The organism is Halorubrum sp. Ea1 (assembly GCF_002252965.1).
In the GTDB taxonomy this organism is placed as follows: domain Archaea; phylum Halobacteriota; class Halobacteria; order Halobacteriales; family Haloferacaceae; genus Halorubrum.
Window position 1 is genome coordinate 57311 of the sequence record NZ_NHPG01000111.1, and the last position, 19616, is coordinate 76926.

Annotated in this window: 19 protein-coding genes and 1 pseudogene; 14 read left to right on the top strand and 6 right to left on the bottom strand. The window is 53.2% G+C overall.

The features are described 5' to 3' along the window. Positions 1-133 precede the first annotated feature (133 nt). The 4 genes from DJ73_RS13650 to DJ73_RS13665 all read left to right on the top strand — a co-directional run bounded on the left by DJ73_RS13650 (position 134) and on the right by DJ73_RS13665 (position 2194). Positions 134-454, top strand: a complete 321-nt coding sequence (locus DJ73_RS13650) for a hypothetical protein (RefSeq protein ID WP_094558232.1) — start codon at positions 134-136, stop codon at positions 452-454. A gap of 96 nt (positions 455-550) precedes the next feature. Beyond that, the gene (locus DJ73_RS13655; RefSeq protein WP_094558233.1) at positions 551-922 is read left to right on the top strand and encodes a hypothetical protein; all 372 of its coding nucleotides are present in this window, start codon (positions 551-553) and stop codon (positions 920-922) included. A 66-nt stretch (positions 923-988) separates the two neighbouring features. Further along, the gene (locus DJ73_RS13660; protein ID WP_094558234.1) at positions 989-1810 is read left to right on the top strand and encodes an IS5 family transposase; all 822 of its coding nucleotides are present in this window, start codon (positions 989-991) and stop codon (positions 1808-1810) included. A gap of 108 nt (positions 1811-1918) precedes the next feature. Then, positions 1919-2194 carry a hypothetical protein gene (locus DJ73_RS13665; protein WP_092701522.1) on the top strand — a complete coding sequence of 92 codons (276 nt, stop codon included), beginning with the start codon at positions 1919-1921 and terminating at the stop codon, positions 2192-2194. Between the two features lie 626 nt (positions 2195-2820). On the opposite strand, the pseudogene DJ73_RS13670 reads toward DJ73_RS13665, so the two are convergent. Then, a pseudogene (locus DJ73_RS13670) lies at positions 2821-3473 on the bottom strand (IS5/IS1182 family transposase). A gap of 1317 nt (positions 3474-4790) precedes the next feature. Here DJ73_RS13670 and DJ73_RS20660 point away from each other — a divergent pair. The 3 genes from DJ73_RS20660 to DJ73_RS13695 all read left to right on the top strand — a co-directional run bounded on the left by DJ73_RS20660 (position 4791) and on the right by DJ73_RS13695 (position 7477). Continuing rightward, positions 4791-5108: a hypothetical protein gene (locus tag DJ73_RS20660; RefSeq protein WP_217900449.1), complete on the top strand. Its 318-nt coding sequence runs from the start codon at positions 4791-4793 to the stop codon at positions 5106-5108. A gap of 973 nt (positions 5109-6081) precedes the next feature. Next, positions 6082-6288, top strand: coding sequence for a hypothetical protein (locus DJ73_RS13685; RefSeq protein WP_094558235.1), 207 nt, complete (start codon positions 6082-6084; stop codon positions 6286-6288). 829 nt (positions 6289-7117) lie between these two features. After that, a complete protein-coding gene (locus DJ73_RS13695) occupies positions 7118-7477 on the top strand; it encodes a hypothetical protein (protein ID WP_141212001.1) in 360 nt (119 codons plus the stop codon). Between the two features lie 596 nt (positions 7478-8073). Here the strand turns inward: DJ73_RS13695 and DJ73_RS19870 are convergent. After that, positions 8074-8529 (bottom strand): hypothetical protein, encoded by a 456-nt coding sequence (locus tag DJ73_RS19870; protein WP_141212002.1) that lies wholly within the window; start codon positions 8527-8529, stop codon positions 8074-8076. A gap of 208 nt (positions 8530-8737) precedes the next feature. After that, complete coding sequence (locus tag DJ73_RS19875) at positions 8738-9172, bottom strand: hypothetical protein (RefSeq protein ID WP_141212966.1); 435 nt, start codon at positions 9170-9172, stop codon at positions 8738-8740. Between the two features lie 712 nt (positions 9173-9884). On the opposite strand from DJ73_RS19875, the gene DJ73_RS13700 reads away from it, so the two are divergent. From DJ73_RS13700 to DJ73_RS13725, 6 genes are all read left to right on the top strand, one after another. Next, a complete protein-coding gene (locus DJ73_RS13700; protein ID WP_094524302.1) occupies positions 9885-10478 on the top strand; it encodes a hypothetical protein in 594 nt (197 codons plus the stop codon). Between the two features lie 157 nt (positions 10479-10635). Continuing rightward, positions 10636-11469 carry a hypothetical protein gene (locus DJ73_RS13705; protein ID WP_094524303.1) on the top strand — a complete coding sequence of 278 codons (834 nt, stop codon included), beginning with the start codon at positions 10636-10638 and terminating at the stop codon, positions 11467-11469. 61 nt (positions 11470-11530) lie between these two features. Continuing rightward, complete coding sequence (locus tag DJ73_RS13710; protein WP_094524304.1) at positions 11531-11983, top strand: helix-turn-helix domain-containing protein; 453 nt, start codon at positions 11531-11533, stop codon at positions 11981-11983. Next, complete coding sequence (locus DJ73_RS13715) at positions 11980-12885, top strand: hypothetical protein (RefSeq protein WP_094558237.1); 906 nt, start codon at positions 11980-11982, stop codon at positions 12883-12885. The genes DJ73_RS13710 and DJ73_RS13715 overlap by 4 nt, the downstream gene beginning before the upstream one ends. A gap of 71 nt (positions 12886-12956) precedes the next feature. Beyond that, positions 12957-13733: a hypothetical protein gene (locus tag DJ73_RS13720; RefSeq protein ID WP_094524306.1), complete on the top strand. Its 777-nt coding sequence runs from the start codon at positions 12957-12959 to the stop codon at positions 13731-13733. A 69-nt stretch (positions 13734-13802) separates the two neighbouring features. Beyond that, positions 13803-14189, top strand: a complete 387-nt coding sequence (locus DJ73_RS13725) for a hypothetical protein (RefSeq protein ID WP_094524307.1) — start codon at positions 13803-13805, stop codon at positions 14187-14189. A 652-nt stretch (positions 14190-14841) separates the two neighbouring features. Here the strand turns inward: DJ73_RS13725 and DJ73_RS20430 are convergent. The 3 genes from DJ73_RS20430 to DJ73_RS21040 form a co-directional block, all read right to left on the bottom strand. Beyond that, positions 14842-15006: a hypothetical protein gene (locus DJ73_RS20430; RefSeq protein WP_170938240.1), complete on the bottom strand. Its 165-nt coding sequence runs from the start codon at positions 15004-15006 to the stop codon at positions 14842-14844. 83 nt (positions 15007-15089) lie between these two features. Next, positions 15090-15911, bottom strand: coding sequence for an IS5 family transposase (locus DJ73_RS13730; RefSeq protein ID WP_094558238.1), 822 nt, complete (start codon positions 15909-15911; stop codon positions 15090-15092). A gap of 68 nt (positions 15912-15979) precedes the next feature. Next, positions 15980-17380, bottom strand: a complete 1401-nt coding sequence (locus DJ73_RS21040; protein WP_254921667.1) for a DUF6498-containing protein — start codon at positions 17378-17380, stop codon at positions 15980-15982. Positions 17381-19152: 1772 nt separating this feature from the next. Here DJ73_RS21040 and DJ73_RS13740 point away from each other — a divergent pair. Beyond that, a complete protein-coding gene (locus DJ73_RS13740) occupies positions 19153-19491 on the top strand; it encodes a type II CAAX prenyl endopeptidase Rce1 family protein (protein WP_094527141.1) in 339 nt (112 codons plus the stop codon). The last annotated feature ends 125 nt before the right edge of the window (positions 19492-19616 follow it).

The following is a 19616-nucleotide window of genomic DNA, read 5'->3' on the forward strand; positions in this document are numbered from 1 at the left end:
AACTCGGGGGTGACACTGAGTACGACAAAGATACTAAAAAACGCTTTGGGCGCTCCGGCATTTCGACCTGCGGATAGCCCCCAAGTGTGATGAGATCGACGACTGGGACGGTCTCGACCGCCGGACACAACGGATGTATCGGGCCGGTGTTCTGAAGGAGTTCGTCGGGGGATATCGTGAACTCCAACAGATTCTGGAGAAGGGGGGTCCTGTCGCTCGCGAAGCCTGCTTCACCTCCGGTGATGGCACGCACTACTCGAAACTTTCGAGCGCCATCAGTGAATTCGACGCCGACTTTCTATCTGAAGCCGCCGAGTACAGTCACAACGCCGCGCTCTATGCGCTGACCCCCCGAGGACCCTCGTTCGACCGGACTTCCACGTACCCGTCGAAGCCGCGTGCTTACTACCGGGAGAACGACGAGGACTGGACGGTCAGCATGACCACAAAATGAGCGAGGCGAGCTGAGTCGTCGCCGAGTACATGGCGCTGGTCGCTCCCCCGCTTCGGTTCGACCGCGACCGGTTGGCCCCCAACTACGAGTATTCGATTGGGGGACATCTACCGATTGTTCGCACACCTCGCCATCGAGCAATGTGCCGCGAAGAACGGCGCCGAACTTCTTGACTGGCAGTCTGACAGAGACACCCCCTCAGCCTCGACGCTCTTCGAGTATATCCCAAACGCGGGCACCGAGGGGGATTACGAGGTGGAAGACATTGAAACGAAGTTCATCAATGCCACGTGTCGCCTCCTCGAGCGCGAAAACCTCGCCCCGTCGGAACCAATCCACCTAGCGTACGACCTCACGACTGTTGGCTGGTATGGGAAGGAGAACAGATGGGTGACGGGGTCGATCAACGATGATAACACGACCGAATTCTGGCACTATGCTGTTCTATCGACCGTCACACCCGGTTGAAACTACATTTTAGGGGCTCTGTTGAAATCCTCAGAGAGTTACATGTTCGCCGTGTAATTCGATGAGATGAAGGCCCTCCCGAAGTCGCAGATTCTCCGATTTACTGAGAAGGCGATCCATTTGGCACGCCGAGCGGTTTCTCGATACTCCTCGAAGTTCTCCAAACATCGCTATACACTTCCCCAGCACGTTGTTTTGCTGTGTCTCAAAGTTCGGAAGGACACGACCCATCGTGGCCTGCTTGACGAACTGATCGAGATGCCGCGCATTCGTCACGCCCTCGGATTAGCTGAACTTCCTACGCCATCAACGCTTTGTAAGGCGTTCAACCGGCTTGATATGGCTGTCTGGCGTGCCATATTGACTCTCTCAGCGACGCTACTTCCGACGAGCGGTGTCGTTGGAGTTGATGCGTCAGGATTCGACCGCAGTCACGCCTCAAAACACTACACGAAACGAGCCGAACTCACGATTCAGCCGCTCAAAGTGACGTTGCTGGTCGATACGAAAGTGAACGCAATCCTCGATCTCCACGTGACGACAACACGAAAACACGATAGCCAGATTGCGCCGTCGTTGATCAAGCGCAACCCCGAGGATATTGGCATTCTACTCGGTGACAAGGGCTACGACGACCAGAAGATCAGGCAACTTGCCCGGCAACACGAGGTTCGGCCACTGATAAAGCATCGTGAGTTTACATCGCTCCACAAGGCATGGAACGCGCGCTTAGACGCTGGTCTCTACGGCCAGCGGAGTCAATCCGAGGCGGTCAACTCAACGCTCAAGCGGAAGTACGGTGCGTTTGTTCGCTCCCGACGATGGTGGAAGCAGTTCCGTGAACTCACTATTGCTTGTCTCAGTCACAACATTGACCGATCACTCTGAGCAGTCAATACCTAGTCTGTACTGAACGATTCTTGGGTCGCCTGTACCGACCACTGTCCGCGGAACGGCATCGCCACTGTTTTTAGACGCGCGTTGGATATTTGACTGATGCCCTCCAACAAAGCGACAGCCGCCGCCCCGATAGCAACCGGCGTCCTTCTCGCCGGGACGGCTACACGAGAAGTCGCACAGCACGGACTGGAACTCTGGACGACGCTGGCGCTCGCCGGTGGCCTCTCCGCGGTTGCTGTCGGCCTCGGCGTTCTGACCGGTCGTGGGTTCGACTCCGACGACCGCGACGGACACCACAGCCGGACAACAGTCGCGCTCGTCAGCCTCGCACTGACGAGTCTCGCCGTCGCGGCGGGAATCGCGCTGGCGTAGGCGACGCCAACCGACCCGCGTTACGTCCGATACGCGCTCAACGTCTGCTGTAGTCCGGGATACGCAGCGGCGCACGCCGCCGCAGTTTCTCGATAGGGAGCCTTCATCCTCTCACCAATGCCCGAGAGCCCGGTGACCGAGACGCGCTGTGTATTCAGCACGACCGCAGAAACCTACTCATTCCCCGTCAGGAGCGTCGTGCGAGATACAGAGGGTGTGTCGGTCACGGAATTAGCTCGGATCACTATCAGATTCAGAAGAATTACCTAACAAGCCTAATAAGAGCGACAAAATGGCTGAAGGCGTATGGAGTCGGACGAATCCGTGGCTCTATATTCCGATGAACGTTGTCGTTTGGGTACTGCTGTGGGTTTCGATAGACGTGCTTCTCTCGGACGCTAGCGTGATTTCTGCCGCAATACCGGGAGCAGCAGGTGGGTTGGCTTTTGGAATCTTCACCTATTATTCTAAGTATCGAGACAGTACGTAGCGTAGTCCTCTGGTCTATTCGCGTCTGCTCTGATTGCTGTCGTACGCGTCTATCCCGCCCTACACGACGAATTGAACCTGCTCACGATGTTTGATATGCGTCCTGGGCCTTGTTTAGACGCTCGAATTCGCGTAGTTCAGGCGGTGAGAGACTGCTCGATGTTTCTGATGGCGGCCTTTATGACGATCTCTCGAAACTGACCAAACCACGTTCTGGCTTTAATCGTTGAGCCGAATCGCTTGCGCAGCGCGAAAAATATCGATTCGACGATAGACCGTCGATGGTACGTTTCNNGTCGTGTGGAAGGTTCTTTAAGCAGTGAACGTCGAGGATTGCTCTCGTCGAGCAATCCACGAGAAGTGTGGTTTTAACCGACTCAAACGTGCCTTTGACACGCTTCGCGTAGTTGTGACTGGACGAACGATGAGCGAGACCGGTGGAGTCGATGGCCTGAATCTCTCCAGTATCAAATAGATTCACCGACAGCCGCAACAGCACTCGCCAGACGCGCATCTTCAGCGCTTCTTTCCGAGCACAAACCGTGGTGAAGTCCGGCAACTCCTCGACCGACAGCCCGAGTTTCTCCACGATATCAGGCATTTCACGGAGGATATCGAGGAGTCGGCGGTACGGAAGGTCGAGGTATTCGCGAAGTCCGTGGAGAGTGATGATCACCCAGTCTGCGTAGCCACCTTCCCCTTTCTTGACAGGCTGATTTCCGTCACTCCCGACAGCTTTTTGAGACAAAGCCACACATCGGTCGGTGAAGCGGGCGAGTTTCGAAGGCACATCGAACTCTGCTCGCTTCACTTCCTCGAAATCACGCCATTCAGGCAATATTCTTAGCGTCTAAACACGGCCTGCGCCCTGTATTCAGCACGACTCCAAGAACATATCACCTGCTGAGGATTTCAACAGAGCCATTTTAGGTGCAACTCCACTCAAAGAGCGGAGTGAGAAGGCTGAAGCACTTGACCGAATGCTTCAGCAACTTCGCAAAAATGCGGACCCCGAGTTCGGCAGGATTTACATGGACAGCCAGTTGTTCGAAGCCGATATTGTCACAGCGTGCCGAGAACACGGACTGAACTGGATGATTCAGGCCCCTGATAAAGAGATGTATACGGAGCTCGCTGAGAACGCCCTCGGGGGAACCAAAAAAAAGAAGATATTACTTTCACCAATTTCGATGCGAGTCACCGGACGTTCAACGCGATCATCTGGCCGGTCCCCGACGAAGAAGTCGGGCAAAAAGAAACTACGCCAGCGACAGATCTCACTCGCTATCACGACCAAACCGAGAGCATTAATGATAGTTCCTCAGACGAGACGGATCCTGACAGCAGCCCCCAATCCCGGCTTGATCGACACGGCAAGATGCCTCCTGTAGCGGAGACGCCTGATGCCGGGAGCGGCGAAAGCGATACACACACCATCTGGATTACAGATATGGATGTCGGTGAGCGGGACTTGGAGGGACTCGGCTATCAGTACCGCCACCGGTGGAGGATAGAGACAGCCATCCGCCAGTTGAAACATACGTTTCAGGGACAATGCCGGTCTTCGGACCGGTTGCGGCGGGCGGTTTACTATCGTATCATGGTTTTGGGAACTTCAAAGTATATATTAGAAACTCGAACTAATCCGTCGGACGTGTATTAATTCCATGTTGTCGGATTCATCCTGCGGCTAGCCGCAGCTGCTCTTCTTGAATTCGTATAATTGCTTTGTTGAAACCATTGGTCGCTGATAGTTTGTCGAGGCTGTGCTACATTCAGAGCGCGTATCTACCCCGAGACGACCTTTCGATAGCCTTTCCGGAAAAGTTGCCCCGCACCTAGGATAGTAAGTACTACTGCGCCAGTTACAACCGCTGAGTGAACGATTTTATACGATGGAAACGGCGTGTATCGACCGAGAATGAGCAGCGTCGTCGCTATTATCCACAGAATATACAATCCGATACCAGTTTGATAGAGGGCCTTGCGCATGATTGGACTTTGGAAAGCTGTACACTTCTTTTTGATGTCCTCCTGTTGAATATCCTTTCTGCATCTCTCACGCCGATCCTATCACCGCTTAACGATTTCAACAGAACCAGCTCTGTTGGAATCCTCAGAATTTGATACATCTTACCGCGGTTTCGGTCACTACAGAACATTCACAAACTACCCTGAAAGGGAGAGCATATATCTCACGCCAAATGGTACTTATCTATACAAGATGAATCCCTATCGCAAATTTATGTTTATTGCGCTGGCTTGTCTGCTGGTTGGTGTCTCTCTTTGGACGTTGGTTCTAGCCCCGAGTGAGTTTTCACCTGCGATGGTTCTAGACCCGGGATTTTGGATAGCCGTAGTAGCCGGGTTTGCTATCCTTCTCTTTGGTTTTTGGATAGGGGAACGAACAGATACCGGTGAATAAGCGCACCTGCTGAGCGGCTGTTATACGCGATATTATATCTGAAGAATAGGATTTCAACAGAGCCTGTCCGTTCTAATTGCTCTTCTTGGAGTAGTCGCATACATTAGGTGGCGACCCCTTAGGTGACTGAGCGCAGGATCGATATGTTCGCAGCACTCATCGACCGACTGTTTCAGGCGAGAATATGTCTAAAGAATAGGGTTTCAACAAAGCCAAGCGAGATGAATCTGCTTTGACCGCGCTATTCGGTCAGTAAGTGTCGAAAGCCCCCGGCCCACTCACAACCGCTGCGTGACGTCTTCTCGGTTGATTTGGCCACTCGAATAGTGGTCGCAGTTTGATGATTGAAACGACAGTCTCGTCCATCCAGCGCTGGCCGTATGATTTACCGTCCAATTGGGCGTTATGTGCGTGATCGTAGTGTTCAAACAGTAAATATACCGGTCGTGGAGTGTAACTCGCGGTTATGAACCCCTCTAGGTTAGTCGCTCTCTGCTTCTTTTTTGTCAGTGTCTTGTTGTTAGCTCAGGTCAGTGTCGGTGGAGAGTTACGATTCACCATCGGAACTGTGTTACAGCTGGCGGGTGGTTTATTTTTGTTACTGACCAGTCTCTACGGATTGGCACGGTATGAGGAGAATCCAATCGTCAGTGAGTATAACCCGCTAACGTATCTCCTGATCTCTGGCTTGTTACTCTGGGCTGTCGGATTACTTACGCAAATAGCCACAGTTTGAACCGAACAAGTTTACGTTGCCAACAGATCGATTGATCGTGAGTCATACTTGGTTGTGGTTGAATTACAACATTTGAATTTGTTGTAAACCTCTGTCGCTGATAGTTTACCAAGGGCTTGCTGCATACACAGCGTATATGTTGCAGTGCAGCGTGTCATAAAATTAGTTAGTTATCGTAGCGACGTTTCAGGACTGGTAACTCCTAGATTTAATACCGTGTGCAGATGTCAATCAGGTATGCCTGGTAGTGGTCGTTCGGATTCACCAGCGATCAGAGCCATCGGGACTATCGTCGCGCTGATTGCCGTCATCGGTTATTTGATTTTTGACTGGTCGTTCAACGGCTCTGCGAACACTATCCCTGCGGTTATTGGCATCATCGTCGCGGTCTCGGCCATCGGATGGACGCTGTACAGCCGCGTGTATTCAGATGGAGGACCATGATAAGGGCTGGCTTGAGTAGAGATGAGATTGCAAGCATCACAGTTATCGGCATCACTGTTGCCGTGTTCGCTTGGTATCGAACTGGATTGACCGGAATACAGCGATGGACAAACGCTATTATCGTGTTACTTGTGAGTGTCTCCGTGGCAACGGCTACAACTCTTGTCATAAAAAATGGAATCCCAGGTGGCATCGTTCATGACTGGAAACATGCGTACTACTACCGGTGGTGATGCCAACTCGATACAACTGAACTTACAATAAAGCCTGTCATAGAATCGTTCTTAACAAATTTCCGCTTAGATATTTACTAAATTAACTGTTAGATAGGGCATGCGAATGGCCTGATTGCGATGGTTGCTCTCCGCCAGAGTGCCATCCACTAAATCGTGAAGCGGTCTTGTTGAAATCCTCTCCTTCAGACAGGTTCTTGCCTGAAAACCTGTTCCCCAAAGAATGTATCTCTAACGAAAGACACATTCACCCATCCACGGTGATTGTGGTATGGATACTCTGCGGGGTCTGTACCAGCGGCTTGACGATTGCGTACGTGGCCTATCCCGTGTTCCTTATGCCCTCCTCGTTGGCCTCGTCTCCGCTGTGGGTGTATTTGCTGTTAGGCTCCTACTGTCGGGTGATGGAAGTTTTGGGCCAGTAATGATGGGAATCACAATGGCTGTCGTTTACTACGCCTTTGATCCAAATGACGCGAGTTGATGCGACCTTTTCTTATACTGACCGAAGCTAGTTTAGAACGTATCACCTGCTGAGGATTTCAACAAAGCCCGTGAAGCAAAACGCATTAGTGATGCGTTTTGAACTGGCCTGTATGCCCTCCACTAGGCGACAGATGCTTGCCTCCGTTGGAGCGTCTCTCTTGGGAGTTGCCGGATGTCTGGAGTTGGGAGATCCGAACTTGGTGATCGACAACGAGTTGAATCAGCGGGTAGCCGTTAATATCGATATCACCAGAGCATCGGATATGCGGGTGGTCATGCGTACGGACCGCTCGCTCGGAGCCGAGGAAACGACGGCGCTCTCGTATCCGGTTGACGAATCTGGCGAGTATCGTATTCAGATCACGGCTCAAGAGGCGAACACCGGCGGCGAAACGACCGTCTCTGTCGATGAATCCGTTGTTATCCATGCCGCTCTCGGTCCCGACGGGGTGTCGTTCGAAACCCGATAGCGCTCAACCGACTACCATTCTGGGAGGTCGTATCTGTATCCCTTGTATTGACCACGGCCGGGTCAGAGTGTATCACCTGTTGAGGGCTTCAATAATGCCACAAAACTCGACTGTTTCGGGCGGCCCGGTCTGCATACAGGCCGTGTACGCAGCGAGTTAGCGATGGGTGGGGACCGATCTATCTTTCTTCGAGGAGAGAGTCCCGCCGTTCACGGCGGGCGTGAATCCGACAACGCCTCCACAACCTATGTTCAGCAACAATACGGATATTTAACTAACAGTGTATCGTAGCATGACGTACACCGAGGCGGTCACACCGCCCACTCAAATGCACAATATCGGGACTCCGAGGCCTAGAACGTTCGAGACACACTCTCGAACCGCTGTGGTGTCTCGGTCAAGATAACTCCGAGTCCCCTGCCGGGATAGGAGTAACGGCGGTGTGGCCCCGCCATCGGCCTGTCATGCCGACAGGCCGTGAACCAGCAAATATCCCACCCCAGCGGTGTAGTGCCGTGGGAAGCCTCGCCGTCGTCGGGCGTAGCCCGACTGCCTGAGGGAACTCCGCTCCCTCTCCGTTTACGGCGAGGAGGAGGTCATCTTCCACTTGTCGCAGTCCAAGTCGCACTTGCCTCGACGGCGTTCTCGACCGTGAGTTGCGCTACTTCTGGCGGAGTATCTTCTCCGCCTGCTGGGAGGAACTGGAATCGTATAGCGTCCCCTGTTGAGCCGAACTGAGCGACAAGAGTAACGATTTCACCCTGATTAGCAGTGACGAACTCAGGACGAGCGACCGTCGTTCCGGCAGCGACCTCAATATCAAGTGAGGCGTCGTATTGATCTAATTTCGTCTCTACCGAGACTGGGACAGCGTTGTTTCCTGTGTTCTCGACGAGGAACGTTCCTCCCGGATACTCGGATTCTTGATTGCTACCCGGAAGAATCTCTGTGCACCCGGATATTGAAACGACACCGAAACATCCCCCGATTGCCTGCAGATATTGCCGTCTTTCCATATCTACGACTCCAAACCGGGCGGTAAATGTCTTCATACACAGTGGTCATCGTTCGTTGAGGTAATTCTCAGTTATTCCGTCGGCCCCTCCTCGCGGACTCGAACTACTGAGGTCGCTCTGCTGGATCGACGCTCTATATTTCGCACGTTGCTATTGACAGAAACTGAGGGGATCACGTGAACGCTACTGAATATGGGGCACGTATACGGACGAATGCTTAGTTTCGTGCCGGTCTGGTTGATACTCAAGCAACCGTATTGGATTCTCCAGCAGTGACTTGGCGGCCCCGGCGGACGACAACGCCGACCCCGAATGCGAGTATCCCAAGTAATAGGCCCAACGGAATCCACATCTTCCACGCGCCGACTCCGTCGAATGACAATGGGAGTGCGACTGGGGATGGCTGGTTGAGGTAGAGCCACCAGTAGTATGTCAGTCTAGCTATCACCGGTGCTAATATCAGGAGTACGCTGATTGCGAGCCCACTATTGTCATAGGCCCACCAACTTGCCAGCCCGAATCCGACTATCACAAAACCTGGCTCGACGATTACACCCACAGCAAGCGGCAGGAACGGAATAATTAGAGCGAGCACAGATACTCCCGCCGCTGTGAGAACTCCCTGTAACGATCGCTTCTGGTCACTTCCCTGTAGTGCGGTCCGGAGGGCAACTTCCATACGCCCAGATCAATCGTGGATGGTATATCTCTTGCTCAGGCCCAGCCTTGTTTAGACCGGTGTCGATCGGACGAAACGGCCGCTATCCGAAAACGAAATGGAACAGAGGGGCTCTCATAGACCGGTCCTGTTCATTCAACATAAACGCTAACCTACGTAATCGGTAGCGTGGCTCTGTTGAAATCCTCAGAAAGTGATATATTCTGCCCCGGTCGCGGTCAGTACAGCTGAATCATAGACCATCAGCGTCTTTCAACAACCGCAGTAGTAGACCCAGAGTCACCACCATTGCGACGACGAACGTAATTGCGATAATAATAGTCCCTATACCGACCATACCTGCTTTCGAGGATATAGCATCAAGAAGATACTGACTCGGGGCCCCTCATTTCAGAACCATTCAGTGCGCAGTCTTCAGCGACTGGCTGTTTCAAGTGAGAATGTATCTGAAGAATGGGATTTCAACAGAGCCGGTAGCGTCTAAACACGGCTGAACGGTTGTTATCGGCGTGCACTTGATGCACGCACTCCTTAGGTCATAACGCTCTCAAAAGATACCTAGAGTGACTATAGCGTGTGAAGAGTTCTATGACATGACAGACTTCACGCTCGATAGCTTGCACGCCATGCCGGTCAGGTTCCGAAGATTTCAACAGATCTACCAGCCAGAATGCCCTATATTTAAATGTTAGCTATGCACAATATTTTGAATATGGAGACACCACAGCAATACGGCGTTGCTGGTCTCGGCCTCTCTGGGAGTCAGTATACCGTCGAACAGACGGGACAGGACAAGAATCTTCAACCCGAATATGAAGGCAAAGATATCACCGGCGACACGATATTTCGCTGTACCTACAGTATGTATGAGGGGAAGGACACGTTTCCGTTCGTCGACGCCGACGGAAACGAGATGTTCACTGTAGAGGCCAGTGGCACCTGGGATATTGCTGGTGACTACGCACTTACCGATGGCCATACTGGAGAACCTCTCGTCATTCTGGACAACGATTTTTCGCTGTTCCAAGACACATGGCGAATCCGCGACGCGGAGGATGGGTCGCTCCTCGCAGAGATTACTTCACGTGGGGGGCTCATCACGATGGGTCGAAAACTCCTGCCGGTAGGACAGTTTATCGGGCATAAATTCGAGGTGACAGACCCGGACGGTAGTTCCGTTGGTTCCATTGAGAGCGACTTCGCAATTCGTGATCAATACGATATTTCGATCAGCGATAGCAGCTCGGTCCCCATAGATCCGATCGTGGCTGGGACAGTCGTTATAGACGCGATCCAGGGAAATTGAGCCATCACGGGGTATGTCAGAGCAAGTGGCCTATCGAATCGAAGTCGTGTGTTGCGTTGCCTCCATCGAAACAGTAGCTCCAGACGCTCAAGATGATTAAATATGGATTTGATACTACGTGCGGTCTAATACGCGACGGCGGTAATTCGTGGATACGATGGTCATACGCTCCGCATTCAAAGATGGATTCACCGCCCTCCGCGCGAATCCGATCCTGTTCGTTGCCGGTCTCCTCGTTGGGGGTGGAAGCCAACTGCAATACGTCGGTCAGCTGACCGACTCACCAGTTCTGTCAGCAGGCGTCTCACTGTCGTGGCTGGTTGTGTTTCCGTTCGTTCTCGGTGGGTTTATCGGAACTGCTCAGGCGGCAATCGAAGGGACAGACCCCTCACTCACCCGATTTTTCACTGCAGCGCGGACGCACTATTTCGCACTTCTCTTTGCAACGGTGGTGTTCCTGCTTCTCGTCCTCGGAACCGCTATCGGACTCGGATTGATCGGATTCGCCCTCGGCATTGTGCCGATAGCGCTCGCCGCGATTAACCGGACAGCCGGTCTCGTCGCAGGTATCGGGTCTATGATCATCTGGCTGGTGTCGATTCTCGCTGTCATTATGTTCGTACAGTTTTACGACACTGCGATCGTCCTTGAAGATCAAAGCGTTACTGATGCGTTCCGGAGAAGTATTGCGCTCGTCCGCTCGAACATCAAAAGCGTCGCCGGATTCTCGCTGGTGTGGCTGGTCTTGGTGAACGCCTTCTTACTCCCCGAATACCTGCTTCGGGTAACGCTAACAGACGCTAAACCGGTTGAGGTATTACCTATCGACCTCGGGATACCGATAGCAGTTCTGCTCCCGATCGGGATTACACTTTCCGCAGTCGGCTTCGCGTACTTCTATACGGTGTACACGGCCTACTACCTGCGACTGAGCGCTGTCTCACCTGCCGTTCCGGAAGCAACGAAAACACCTATCAACGACTACGCATGATGTTCTCGAACAGCTATCGATCGGATCAGGTCCCCGCAACCGCTATTTACAGAAGGTAACCATGGCACGACTCCTTCCGACACAAACCGACGCTGCCGTTGAGCGAAGCGATGCCCCGACGGTACTGAGCCTCGACGACGACGCAACACGAGACGTGATCGAAGCGTTATCGTCCGAAACCGCCTACGAGATCTTTCGACTGCTCAACGAGACACCGGCGACCCCAGCGCGGATCGCTGAGCAGCTCGACCAGAGCGTACAGAACGTCCACTACCACTTGGAGAATCTCGAAGCAGCAGGGGTAATCGAAGTCACGGACACCTGCTATTCGGAGAAAGGCCGTGAGATGAGCGTCTTCGTCGTTTCCGAGGATCCGACGCTGCTCTTCCTCGGCACTAAAGACGATCGACCAAGTCTCAAACGCGCGTTCAAATCGTTCGCATCGCTACTCGGACCCCCGTCGATCCTACTTGCGGTCGGCGAATCGGTCTCACACCTCTTCACCGGTGAATGAGCGATCGTAACGACCGATCGATTCAAAATGCTTCTGTTGTCGACGACTCGACCGTCCGTGACGTGGCACCGACGATCAGAACGCAAGGTGATACCGACGGCTGCGGCTGCCTCAACTGCCGAAACATCGAGACAATCACCACGCATCGCACCGTCCTCGATACGTTAGTCTGGTCAGTTCGCCTGTTTCGGTCCTATCCGTCTATCCTCGGCTTCTCGGCCGTAATCATTCTCGCTAATCGACTCCTCGAAACGGAGAGTATCAATATACTTCCAGTACCTGCGATCGACATCATCGAGTTCGTCACAGCGTTCGCGTTCGTTTTTTTGATCCGAGCGTACGTTGCGACAATCGTTGCCGGAGAACTGACCAGTGATCGTGTGACGGCGCGTAAAGGACTCTCTCACACCGTTGCCCGAATCCCCGCGTTCGGTATCACCATTTTACTCGTCATCTTACTGGTAATGAGCACAGTCGCTGCCTCAGCCCCGCTCTTCGGGCTTCTCCTCGTGTTTCCCGGCAACCCTATCGAAATCGTCGGATTTCCTGCCGTTGCAGGGGTCGGCGCTCTCGTCGCCGTGGGTCCGTCTCTCCTGTTGTTATTCAAGTTCTGGTTCGCGTTGGAAGCGTGTGTCGTCGGTCATTACGGTCCCGTCGACTCACTCCGAATCAGTTGGCGCATTACAACGAACTACCGAGCGAAAATCCTCCTCCTCGTCCTGATCGCTCTCGGAAGCGGCGTCACTTTCTACCTGCCTTCGTACGTCTTGCAGATCGGATCGGATCTCGGCCTGCTCTCCTCCCTCGTGAATCTGATCGCAGCGAGTATCGGCGAACTACTCTCCGTCGTCTGGGCGAGTGCTTACGCACACATCTACGTTCAGCAGGTTATTACGGAGTAGCTGCGAATAAGACTAAAAACTCAGTATGATTTTCAGCCGTGCTTATACTATCATGGGGCGTAAGACGGAGTATGGCCCTCCAACTAGGTCGTGCGGTCAGCGATGGCATCAGACGGGTATTTACTCGAACCGGCGGGATCCTCTTCGTCGGGCTACTTGCCATCCAACTGCTCACTCAAACCGCAGTCAACAGCGCCGTGCTCGGCTTTCTTCCCTCTGAAGCAATGACGGAATTCGCTGGAAGCGGCGGGCTGGCACTGCCCGTCTCCGGAAGCGTCGGACTTGCACTGTTCGGCGTGACGAGCGTCCTCGGTGCGGTGTATTTCGTCGTGCTCTCACGCGCTTTCGCCCGGCCGCTCCGTGAACTCTCGACGTTCCCCGCGGGATACGCCAACCGACTCGGACGCGCCACGTTCTCGGCGGTCATCGGCGGAACGGTCGTGAGCATCTCGGTAGGTATCGGCACCGTACTGTTGTTCCTCCCCGGGATATTCCTCGCGGCGTCGTTCATGTTCTTCATATTCGCTATCAGCGTCGAGGATCGCGGCATCTATGCAAGTCTCAAGCGGAGCTGGGGACTCGCTCGTGGATCGCGGCTCAAACTCTCCCTCCTCGTGATCCTGTCTGCCGTGTTCGGTGGGATCGTCGGCGGCGTTGCGCCGGTGTTGGACCTCGCAGGTCTTCCCCTCGTCGCCGACCTCGCTACGGTTGTTCTTACTACGGTCTTCTTCCTCCCCTTTTACGCCATTGTCGCGTCGGCGTACCTGCAAGTACGTGACGATCCCGGTGGTGGCGGTAGTTCCGAAACGATCGACCCGGTTGAGACGTCGCAAATGGCCGAATTATGAACTTCGTCTGTTAAATCGGATTTTTACTTTTCACCGGGTTATTGATCTCAGCGGTGGAACGGTTGATGTATGCCCTCCGCGACACGGCGCAATGTACTCGCACTGCTCGGCGGCGGAGTCGTCATCGGCTCGGCCGGCGGCGCGGTTGCGTACACTCAACCTGATCAGACACCGTTCGTGATTGTGAACAATCAGCTGCGTAGTGCGCAGGTGGTTACGGTGCAGATTCGCACTACCGACACGGGCGAGATACTCATGGACGATACACGGACGATCCCCGCAGGCGACGAACAGGGATACACGGATCTCGTCGCCGACAAACCCCTCTTAGTCACCGTACGAACCGATAACGGATTAGAGAAAACGTATAGTTGGAGCTCACCGGCCGGCAACAATGGGTTAGGGGTCGGGATCACCGCGGACGGGATCGGATTTGAGGTCGCCACCCTGTCATAACCCCCGTTTACACTGGCTTCGCGCTGTGTATCTCGCACAGCTATTGGAACACCTGCTTAAATAAGCAGAAGCTCCGGTGGCCAATATGCAATCCTGCAGCTCTGTTGACCGGGACTGGAACGGTATGTATCAGCCGATGAGGATCTCAACAGAGGCGCTCAACGTACAGGTTCCTATTGTCAGTAGCATCAGCTAGGTCGCTGAACTTGTGCGACTCGTAGTAATCCTCTATAGCCTGTAGCCACTACGACGCACGGAGGATACTTGCGATCGGCGTCTCAGTTCAAACAGCGGAAGGTAACCGAACCCTCTGGTAGTCACTCAAAACAACAGGAAAAGAGTGAATCAAGTCGGCATAGTGATAATGACGCATCTGAGTCGGACAAAGAGTCGGTAGATTCACAGGAAAAATCGACTCGGATGAAATACGCCGAGAGGTACGGCAATTCGTGGCCAGAAGACCGAAAACGCCGCTTCCTCAGAGAACATGAAGTTTCTTCAGAAGAGATGGGTTGGAAACTGAAAGAGTGGCTCTGTTGAAATACTTAAGAACTGATAGGATTGGCGTGGGAGATACAGAGGATGTAGTCAGCACAAGAGCTTCGATATCTTCTCTAAATGAATCCTGAATCAGCTGATAGAATGTGACTGCTTACTGATACATCCGTTCGAAAACAGACTGCGTAACGATTATAACGACGACGACAATCGTAAACCTCGACAACAGTCCAAAATCCGTCAATGCCCGTAGGGAGACAAGAACAACGAGGGCAACCACAGCAGAGGCGGCTAGTTTCTGGTTCTCGCGGGAGACCATATCGTACATCAACAGAATTGAATAAAATACCTACCGAAAAGTGGTTCCTCTGTACTGACCGATTCATACCCTGTATTGACCGTTCAGAGTGATCGGTCTATATTATGAATGAGACAGGCGATGGTGAGTTCCCAGAACTGTTTCCACCAGCGTCGTGACCGGACAAACGCACCAAACTTCCGATTAAGCGTAGAGTTGACTGTCTCGGATTGACTCCGCTGGCCGTAGAGATCAGTGTCTAAGCGTGCGTTCCATGCCCGATGAAGTGACGTGAATTCACGATGTTTGATCAGTGGGCGAACCTCGTGTTGACGGCAAAGTCGTCTGATATTCTGGTCGTCGTAGCCTTTATGACCGAGCAGAATACCGACACTCTCGGGATTACGCTTGATCAACGACGGGGCAATCTGGCTATCGTGTTTCCGAGTCGTCGTCACGTGGAGATCGAGAATTGCGTTCACCTTCGCATCAACCAACAGCGTCACTTTGAGCTGCTGAATCGTGAGTTCAGCTCGTTTCGTATAATGTTTCGAGGCGTGACTGCGGTCACACCCTGACGCATCAATCCCGACGATTCCGTTTGTCGGGAGCAGTGTCGCTGAGAGAGTCAATAAGACTCGCCATACGACCATATCAAGTCGATTAAACGCCTTACAGAGCGTTGATGACGTAGGAAGTTCGGCTAATCCAAGAGTCCGGCGGATGCGTGGCATCTCGATCAGTTCGTCAAGCAGGTCACGGTAGGTCGTACTCTTCCGAACTTTGAGACACAACAGAACAACGTGTTGGAGAAGTGTGTAGCGGTGTTTAGAGAATTTCGAGGAGTATCGAGAGACCGCTCGACGCGCCAGATGGATCGCCTTCTCAGTAAAACGGAGAATCTGCGACTTCGGGAGGGGCTTCATCTCGTCGAATCACACGGCGAACATGTAACTCTCTGAGTATTTCAACAGAGCCACAGAACCCTAATTCATTAAATCCGCGTGAACATCGCATACAGGAGAACACCGATCAAAATCGCGAAAAACGGAGCCAGTAACAACAAAATCACAACCGCCTCCACTCCACTCACCTGCGAAGACACAAGAAGCATCGTCGGTACTCCGAGAAAAGCTAGTGTTAACACGAGCGCAGCACCCACAACTGCGGGGTCTTTGTCAGGTCGTCCCTCGTGCCTGACTGGCAAATCAAGCGTTTCAATCGCTTGATCAAGGTTAGGGACGGGGCCAAATTGGACCGTGTTTCTCGGTGTCGCATCGACGTTGGAGATCGTTAGCGTTCCCGTATCGAACAGTCGGTCAGGAATTGCATTCGCAATTTCAAATCGGGTTCGTGAGTGAACGGGGACCACCCATTGTGGTGCCTCAAGAACTGTATCATACGCAACCAGTGAATTACCGCGTCGCTGGTATTCGATGGTACCGTATCGGAGGTAGTAGCTGCCGACCCGGACCGCAATAATACAGAGAAGTATACAGAGACCGATACTGCCCCAGAAGATGTTCCCGGTGAAGATCGCGGCGATAATTCCGAAGATCAGAACCGCTACGCCACGATTAAAAACGGTTAGCAGTATCGCGCTGGTACTTCCGAGAAGTACCGCTTTCGGGCTGACCGTCACACGTGCCCGGATATCCCCGTCAGCGGGGTCAGATTCCGGCTGCGGACGACGGAGTTCATCGTCGTCACCAAACCGATCAAGAAGTGCTCGCAAGCCTGATGCGATCGGTCCAGTAGATTCCCCCGATACCGAAAGGATGGTTTTCACGAGCACAAATCCACTGAGCACAGCGACACCTGCCGCCTGACTCGCTGTCAGTCCGACCATCCCGAGTAGCATCATCGCCATCGTGAGCTGGGTTGGTCGCTGAAGAATCTCGCGGGCAGACACCGTCTCGTACTCCCCGGTCTCGAGATAGCCGACACGAAACTCGATTACCTGCGCAATCAACAGCGCACCGATGCTCACACCGACCGGCCATGAAATTGTTATTCCGGTTTCGACCGTAATCCATGACAGGAGCGTGATTGGGACGATAGTAGATATCCAAAGGCCGAGGATAGATAGCGCAAACGGCACGTTTCGTGGATACACCGGTGGAAGCGTCGGGAGTAAATGCCATCCACCTCGTTTGTGTCGTAACTCATGGAGCGGCTCCCGCTGTCCAACGAGATCAGGCGAACCTTGCTTCGCGAACAGCGATTTTAACGCACCGAGAAGGACCGTACTAAAAGCCTCAATCCAGTAGAGCGCCAGGAGGGTCCAGATATTCCAGCCGCTGATGAGTACGCCGGCTAGGGGAATCATATTTGCTGCGATAATTGCGAAGTCGGAGGTCGTTCGGTGCGGTACTGTGGAGGGCGCACTCCGCATATTATGGCGAATACAGGTCTGAGAAATTCAACCTGTGGGAATACACTCGCAAATTCAGATATATAAGTTAATATATCATTTCTTGCTGATAAGTGTCGTGGACAATCGCCGCCACGATAATAATAGGACAATCACCCAGAACAGGGTCCAGATGTTCACAAGCAGCGGCGAGCCGAGTAGCCCCTCACTAGTCAAGACTCCAGATGCGAGCAGTGGGTTTGCGATTCGCAGTACGACAACGAGGAATAGAACAAACGGAAGGAGAAGCATCCCAGTAAAAATGATCCACCGCCGTTTCTGTGACAGTACACTGGCGGCTCGGTATAGTGGGGGACCAATAAGTAGCAGAACGATGCTGAGGCCGACGGCGAGGCGCACTGCTGGATCAGCGGTCGGGAAGGCTCCACGCAGGATGACCATTTCGTCACCTCCGGACTGCGCCACAGTATACAGCCGACCGAAGGGCATTGTCGCGAAAACAAGACAAAATCCTACAGACCGTTTGACCGGTGACTCTGTCGGATTCAATAACCGATACCCGATCCACATCAACCCGTAGCTCCAAAGAAGTCCCGCGAGTGGTGCCAAAACAATCTCCGGCGTTTTCGAACAAGCAAGCTGCCAACTGTTGAAATTTCGTGGTCCCCACGCGCCACAAATGAGACGACCGACTCCCGTGTGCGCGATCTCATGGACTTCGTTGTGTACAAAGAGTAACGCCACGAAGGCGATCGCCCAGCGGCTATCTCCATTGAAGGATAGTGGTTGCTCAGAGTTCATGAATGGTAGCCGATCCTCAGCACTGTACCTCCGTTAGTGACTGCCTGTCTACACTGAGAGCATGTGATCTTCGGGTGACAGCGGCAGAGTAGTTAATTTGATTAGAACCACAGCAACCTACACCGATTATCAAGTAACAAACGGTTCTGCGAAGAGACGGTGGCTGATAATGTTCCAGTATCATGTGTTTCTATACGATAATCGGGTTAATAATGGCTAATAGGGTGTTTCAAGTGCGGAAACGTAGAATTTGATAGTATATATCTGACCCGGTGAGAAGCAGGATAAGCGGACTTTGACATCCTCCCCGCCCTGAAGGGCGAGGATTCCCTCGTGGGGCATCGGGCCGTTCCCAAGCCCCCGAGGGCAACTTCCTCCCACGAAGGGAGTACCGGGTTCGTGCGCTCCACGTCAGGGCGGTGAGCGCGTGGTGACGCTGACTCGTTGCGAGTCGCCCTGCTTGTGGCGTTCCCTGCGCCCAGTCCCAAACGGACTGTGCGAACGCGAGGACTCACGCCCCTCGTTTCGAGGAGCGTGACACGGGTCGTGCCATCGACCGTACTCCGCCACACAGCTTCGTGGCGAAGTGCAACCGCGAACGGGGCGTGTTTTGGTTAAGCCGTCACCCCCTCTCGTACACGAGCATTACTGCCCGTCCCAGCGGGGTTACGGGTTCTGTGAGGACGGCGAACGAGTCTCAACCACGCACTCCCCACCTCGTTGTGAACCGAAGTGGTGGGCGTGGAACCGTCCGTGTCGGCGGGAAGCGACCCCGAGTCTTCCGATTGATACTTTACGCGATTGGCTTGCTACTATGTTCGATGCCGGGCTAGTTGATGATGTCGGTTGTGTAGGGTTTGTCGGATTCATTCCCGCGCTAAAGCACGGGGCTTTCTCCTTGATTTCCGTAAACCTGAAATTCCCACCGCTCGGGATTCTTCTGTGTTTACATTTGATGGCGTGACGACTATAATCCGCTGGACCGGATTCAGATGCCCTCAGTTGAAGGGATTGCGTGGATTGGCTTCATACCGATCGGGTACGAGATGGCGGTGCGAGCGGTGACCCCGGTATTGCCAATGCTCGGGTTGAGCTACACCACGCACGGTGGCACTGCGACGTGGCGGGTATTCTTCGACCACCCGGAGATCATTGTCCCGGGCTTGGTGATCATGTTCGCAGCTATGACACCCATGGAAGAGATCCTATACAGAGGGGTAGTCCACGATGCGCTGGAACCGGCGATCGGATCGCCCTGTCGGGTGCTTATTGGCGGTCTCCTTTTCGGTGGAATACATCTGTTCGGCTCTGTTGAAATCCTCAGTAAGTGATATATTGATCCGGTCGTGGTCAATACAGGGGCTCATACACCAGATTAGACGAAATATTTGGCTCTGTTGAAATGCTTATAAAGTGATAAATTTTTTTATTCGGCGTAGTCGTACAGCATGTATAT

Coding starts and splice junctions, on each gene's coding strand:
- DJ73_RS13725 (WP_094524307.1), top strand. CDS start 13,803: ATGCCCTCCGCGACACGGCGCAATGTACTCGCACTGCTCGGCGGCGGA.
- DJ73_RS19875 (WP_141212966.1), bottom strand. CDS start 9,172: ATGGAAGTTGCCCTCCGGACCGCACTACAGGGAAGTGACCAGAAGCGA.
- DJ73_RS19870 (WP_141212002.1), bottom strand. CDS start 8,529: ATGAAGACATTTACCGCCCGGTTTGGAGTCGTAGATATGGAAAGACGG.
- DJ73_RS13650 (WP_094558232.1), top strand. CDS start 134: ATGTATCGGGCCGGTGTTCTGAAGGAGTTCGTCGGGGGATATCGTGAA.
- DJ73_RS13710 (WP_094524304.1), top strand. CDS start 11,531: ATGGCACGACTCCTTCCGACACAAACCGACGCTGCCGTTGAGCGAAGC.
- DJ73_RS13705 (WP_094524303.1), top strand. CDS start 10,636: ATGGTCATACGCTCCGCATTCAAAGATGGATTCACCGCCCTCCGCGCG.
- DJ73_RS13730 (WP_094558238.1), bottom strand. CDS start 15,911: ATGAAGCCCCTCCCGAAGTCGCAGATTCTCCGTTTTACTGAGAAGGCG.
- DJ73_RS13695 (WP_141212001.1), top strand. CDS start 7,118: ATGCCCTCCACTAGGCGACAGATGCTTGCCTCCGTTGGAGCGTCTCTC.
- DJ73_RS21040 (WP_254921667.1), bottom strand. CDS start 17,380: ATGCGGAGTGCGCCCTCCACAGTACCGCACCGAACGACCTCCGACTTC.
- DJ73_RS20430 (WP_170938240.1), bottom strand. CDS start 15,006: ATGGTCTCCCGCGAGAACCAGAAACTAGCCGCCTCTGCTGTGGTTGCC.
- DJ73_RS13700 (WP_094524302.1), top strand. CDS start 9,885: ATGGAGACACCACAGCAATACGGCGTTGCTGGTCTCGGCCTCTCTGGG.
- DJ73_RS13740 (WP_094527141.1), top strand. CDS start 19,153: ATGCCCTCAGTTGAAGGGATTGCGTGGATTGGCTTCATACCGATCGGG.
- DJ73_RS13685 (WP_094558235.1), top strand. CDS start 6,082: ATGCCTGGTAGTGGTCGTTCGGATTCACCAGCGATCAGAGCCATCGGG.
- DJ73_RS13665 (WP_092701522.1), top strand. CDS start 1,919: ATGCCCTCCAACAAAGCGACAGCCGCCGCCCCGATAGCAACCGGCGTC.
- DJ73_RS13715 (WP_094558237.1), top strand. CDS start 11,980: ATGAGCGATCGTAACGACCGATCGATTCAAAATGCTTCTGTTGTCGAC.
- DJ73_RS13720 (WP_094524306.1), top strand. CDS start 12,957: ATGGCCCTCCAACTAGGTCGTGCGGTCAGCGATGGCATCAGACGGGTA.
- DJ73_RS13660 (WP_094558234.1), top strand. CDS start 989: ATGAAGGCCCTCCCGAAGTCGCAGATTCTCCGATTTACTGAGAAGGCG.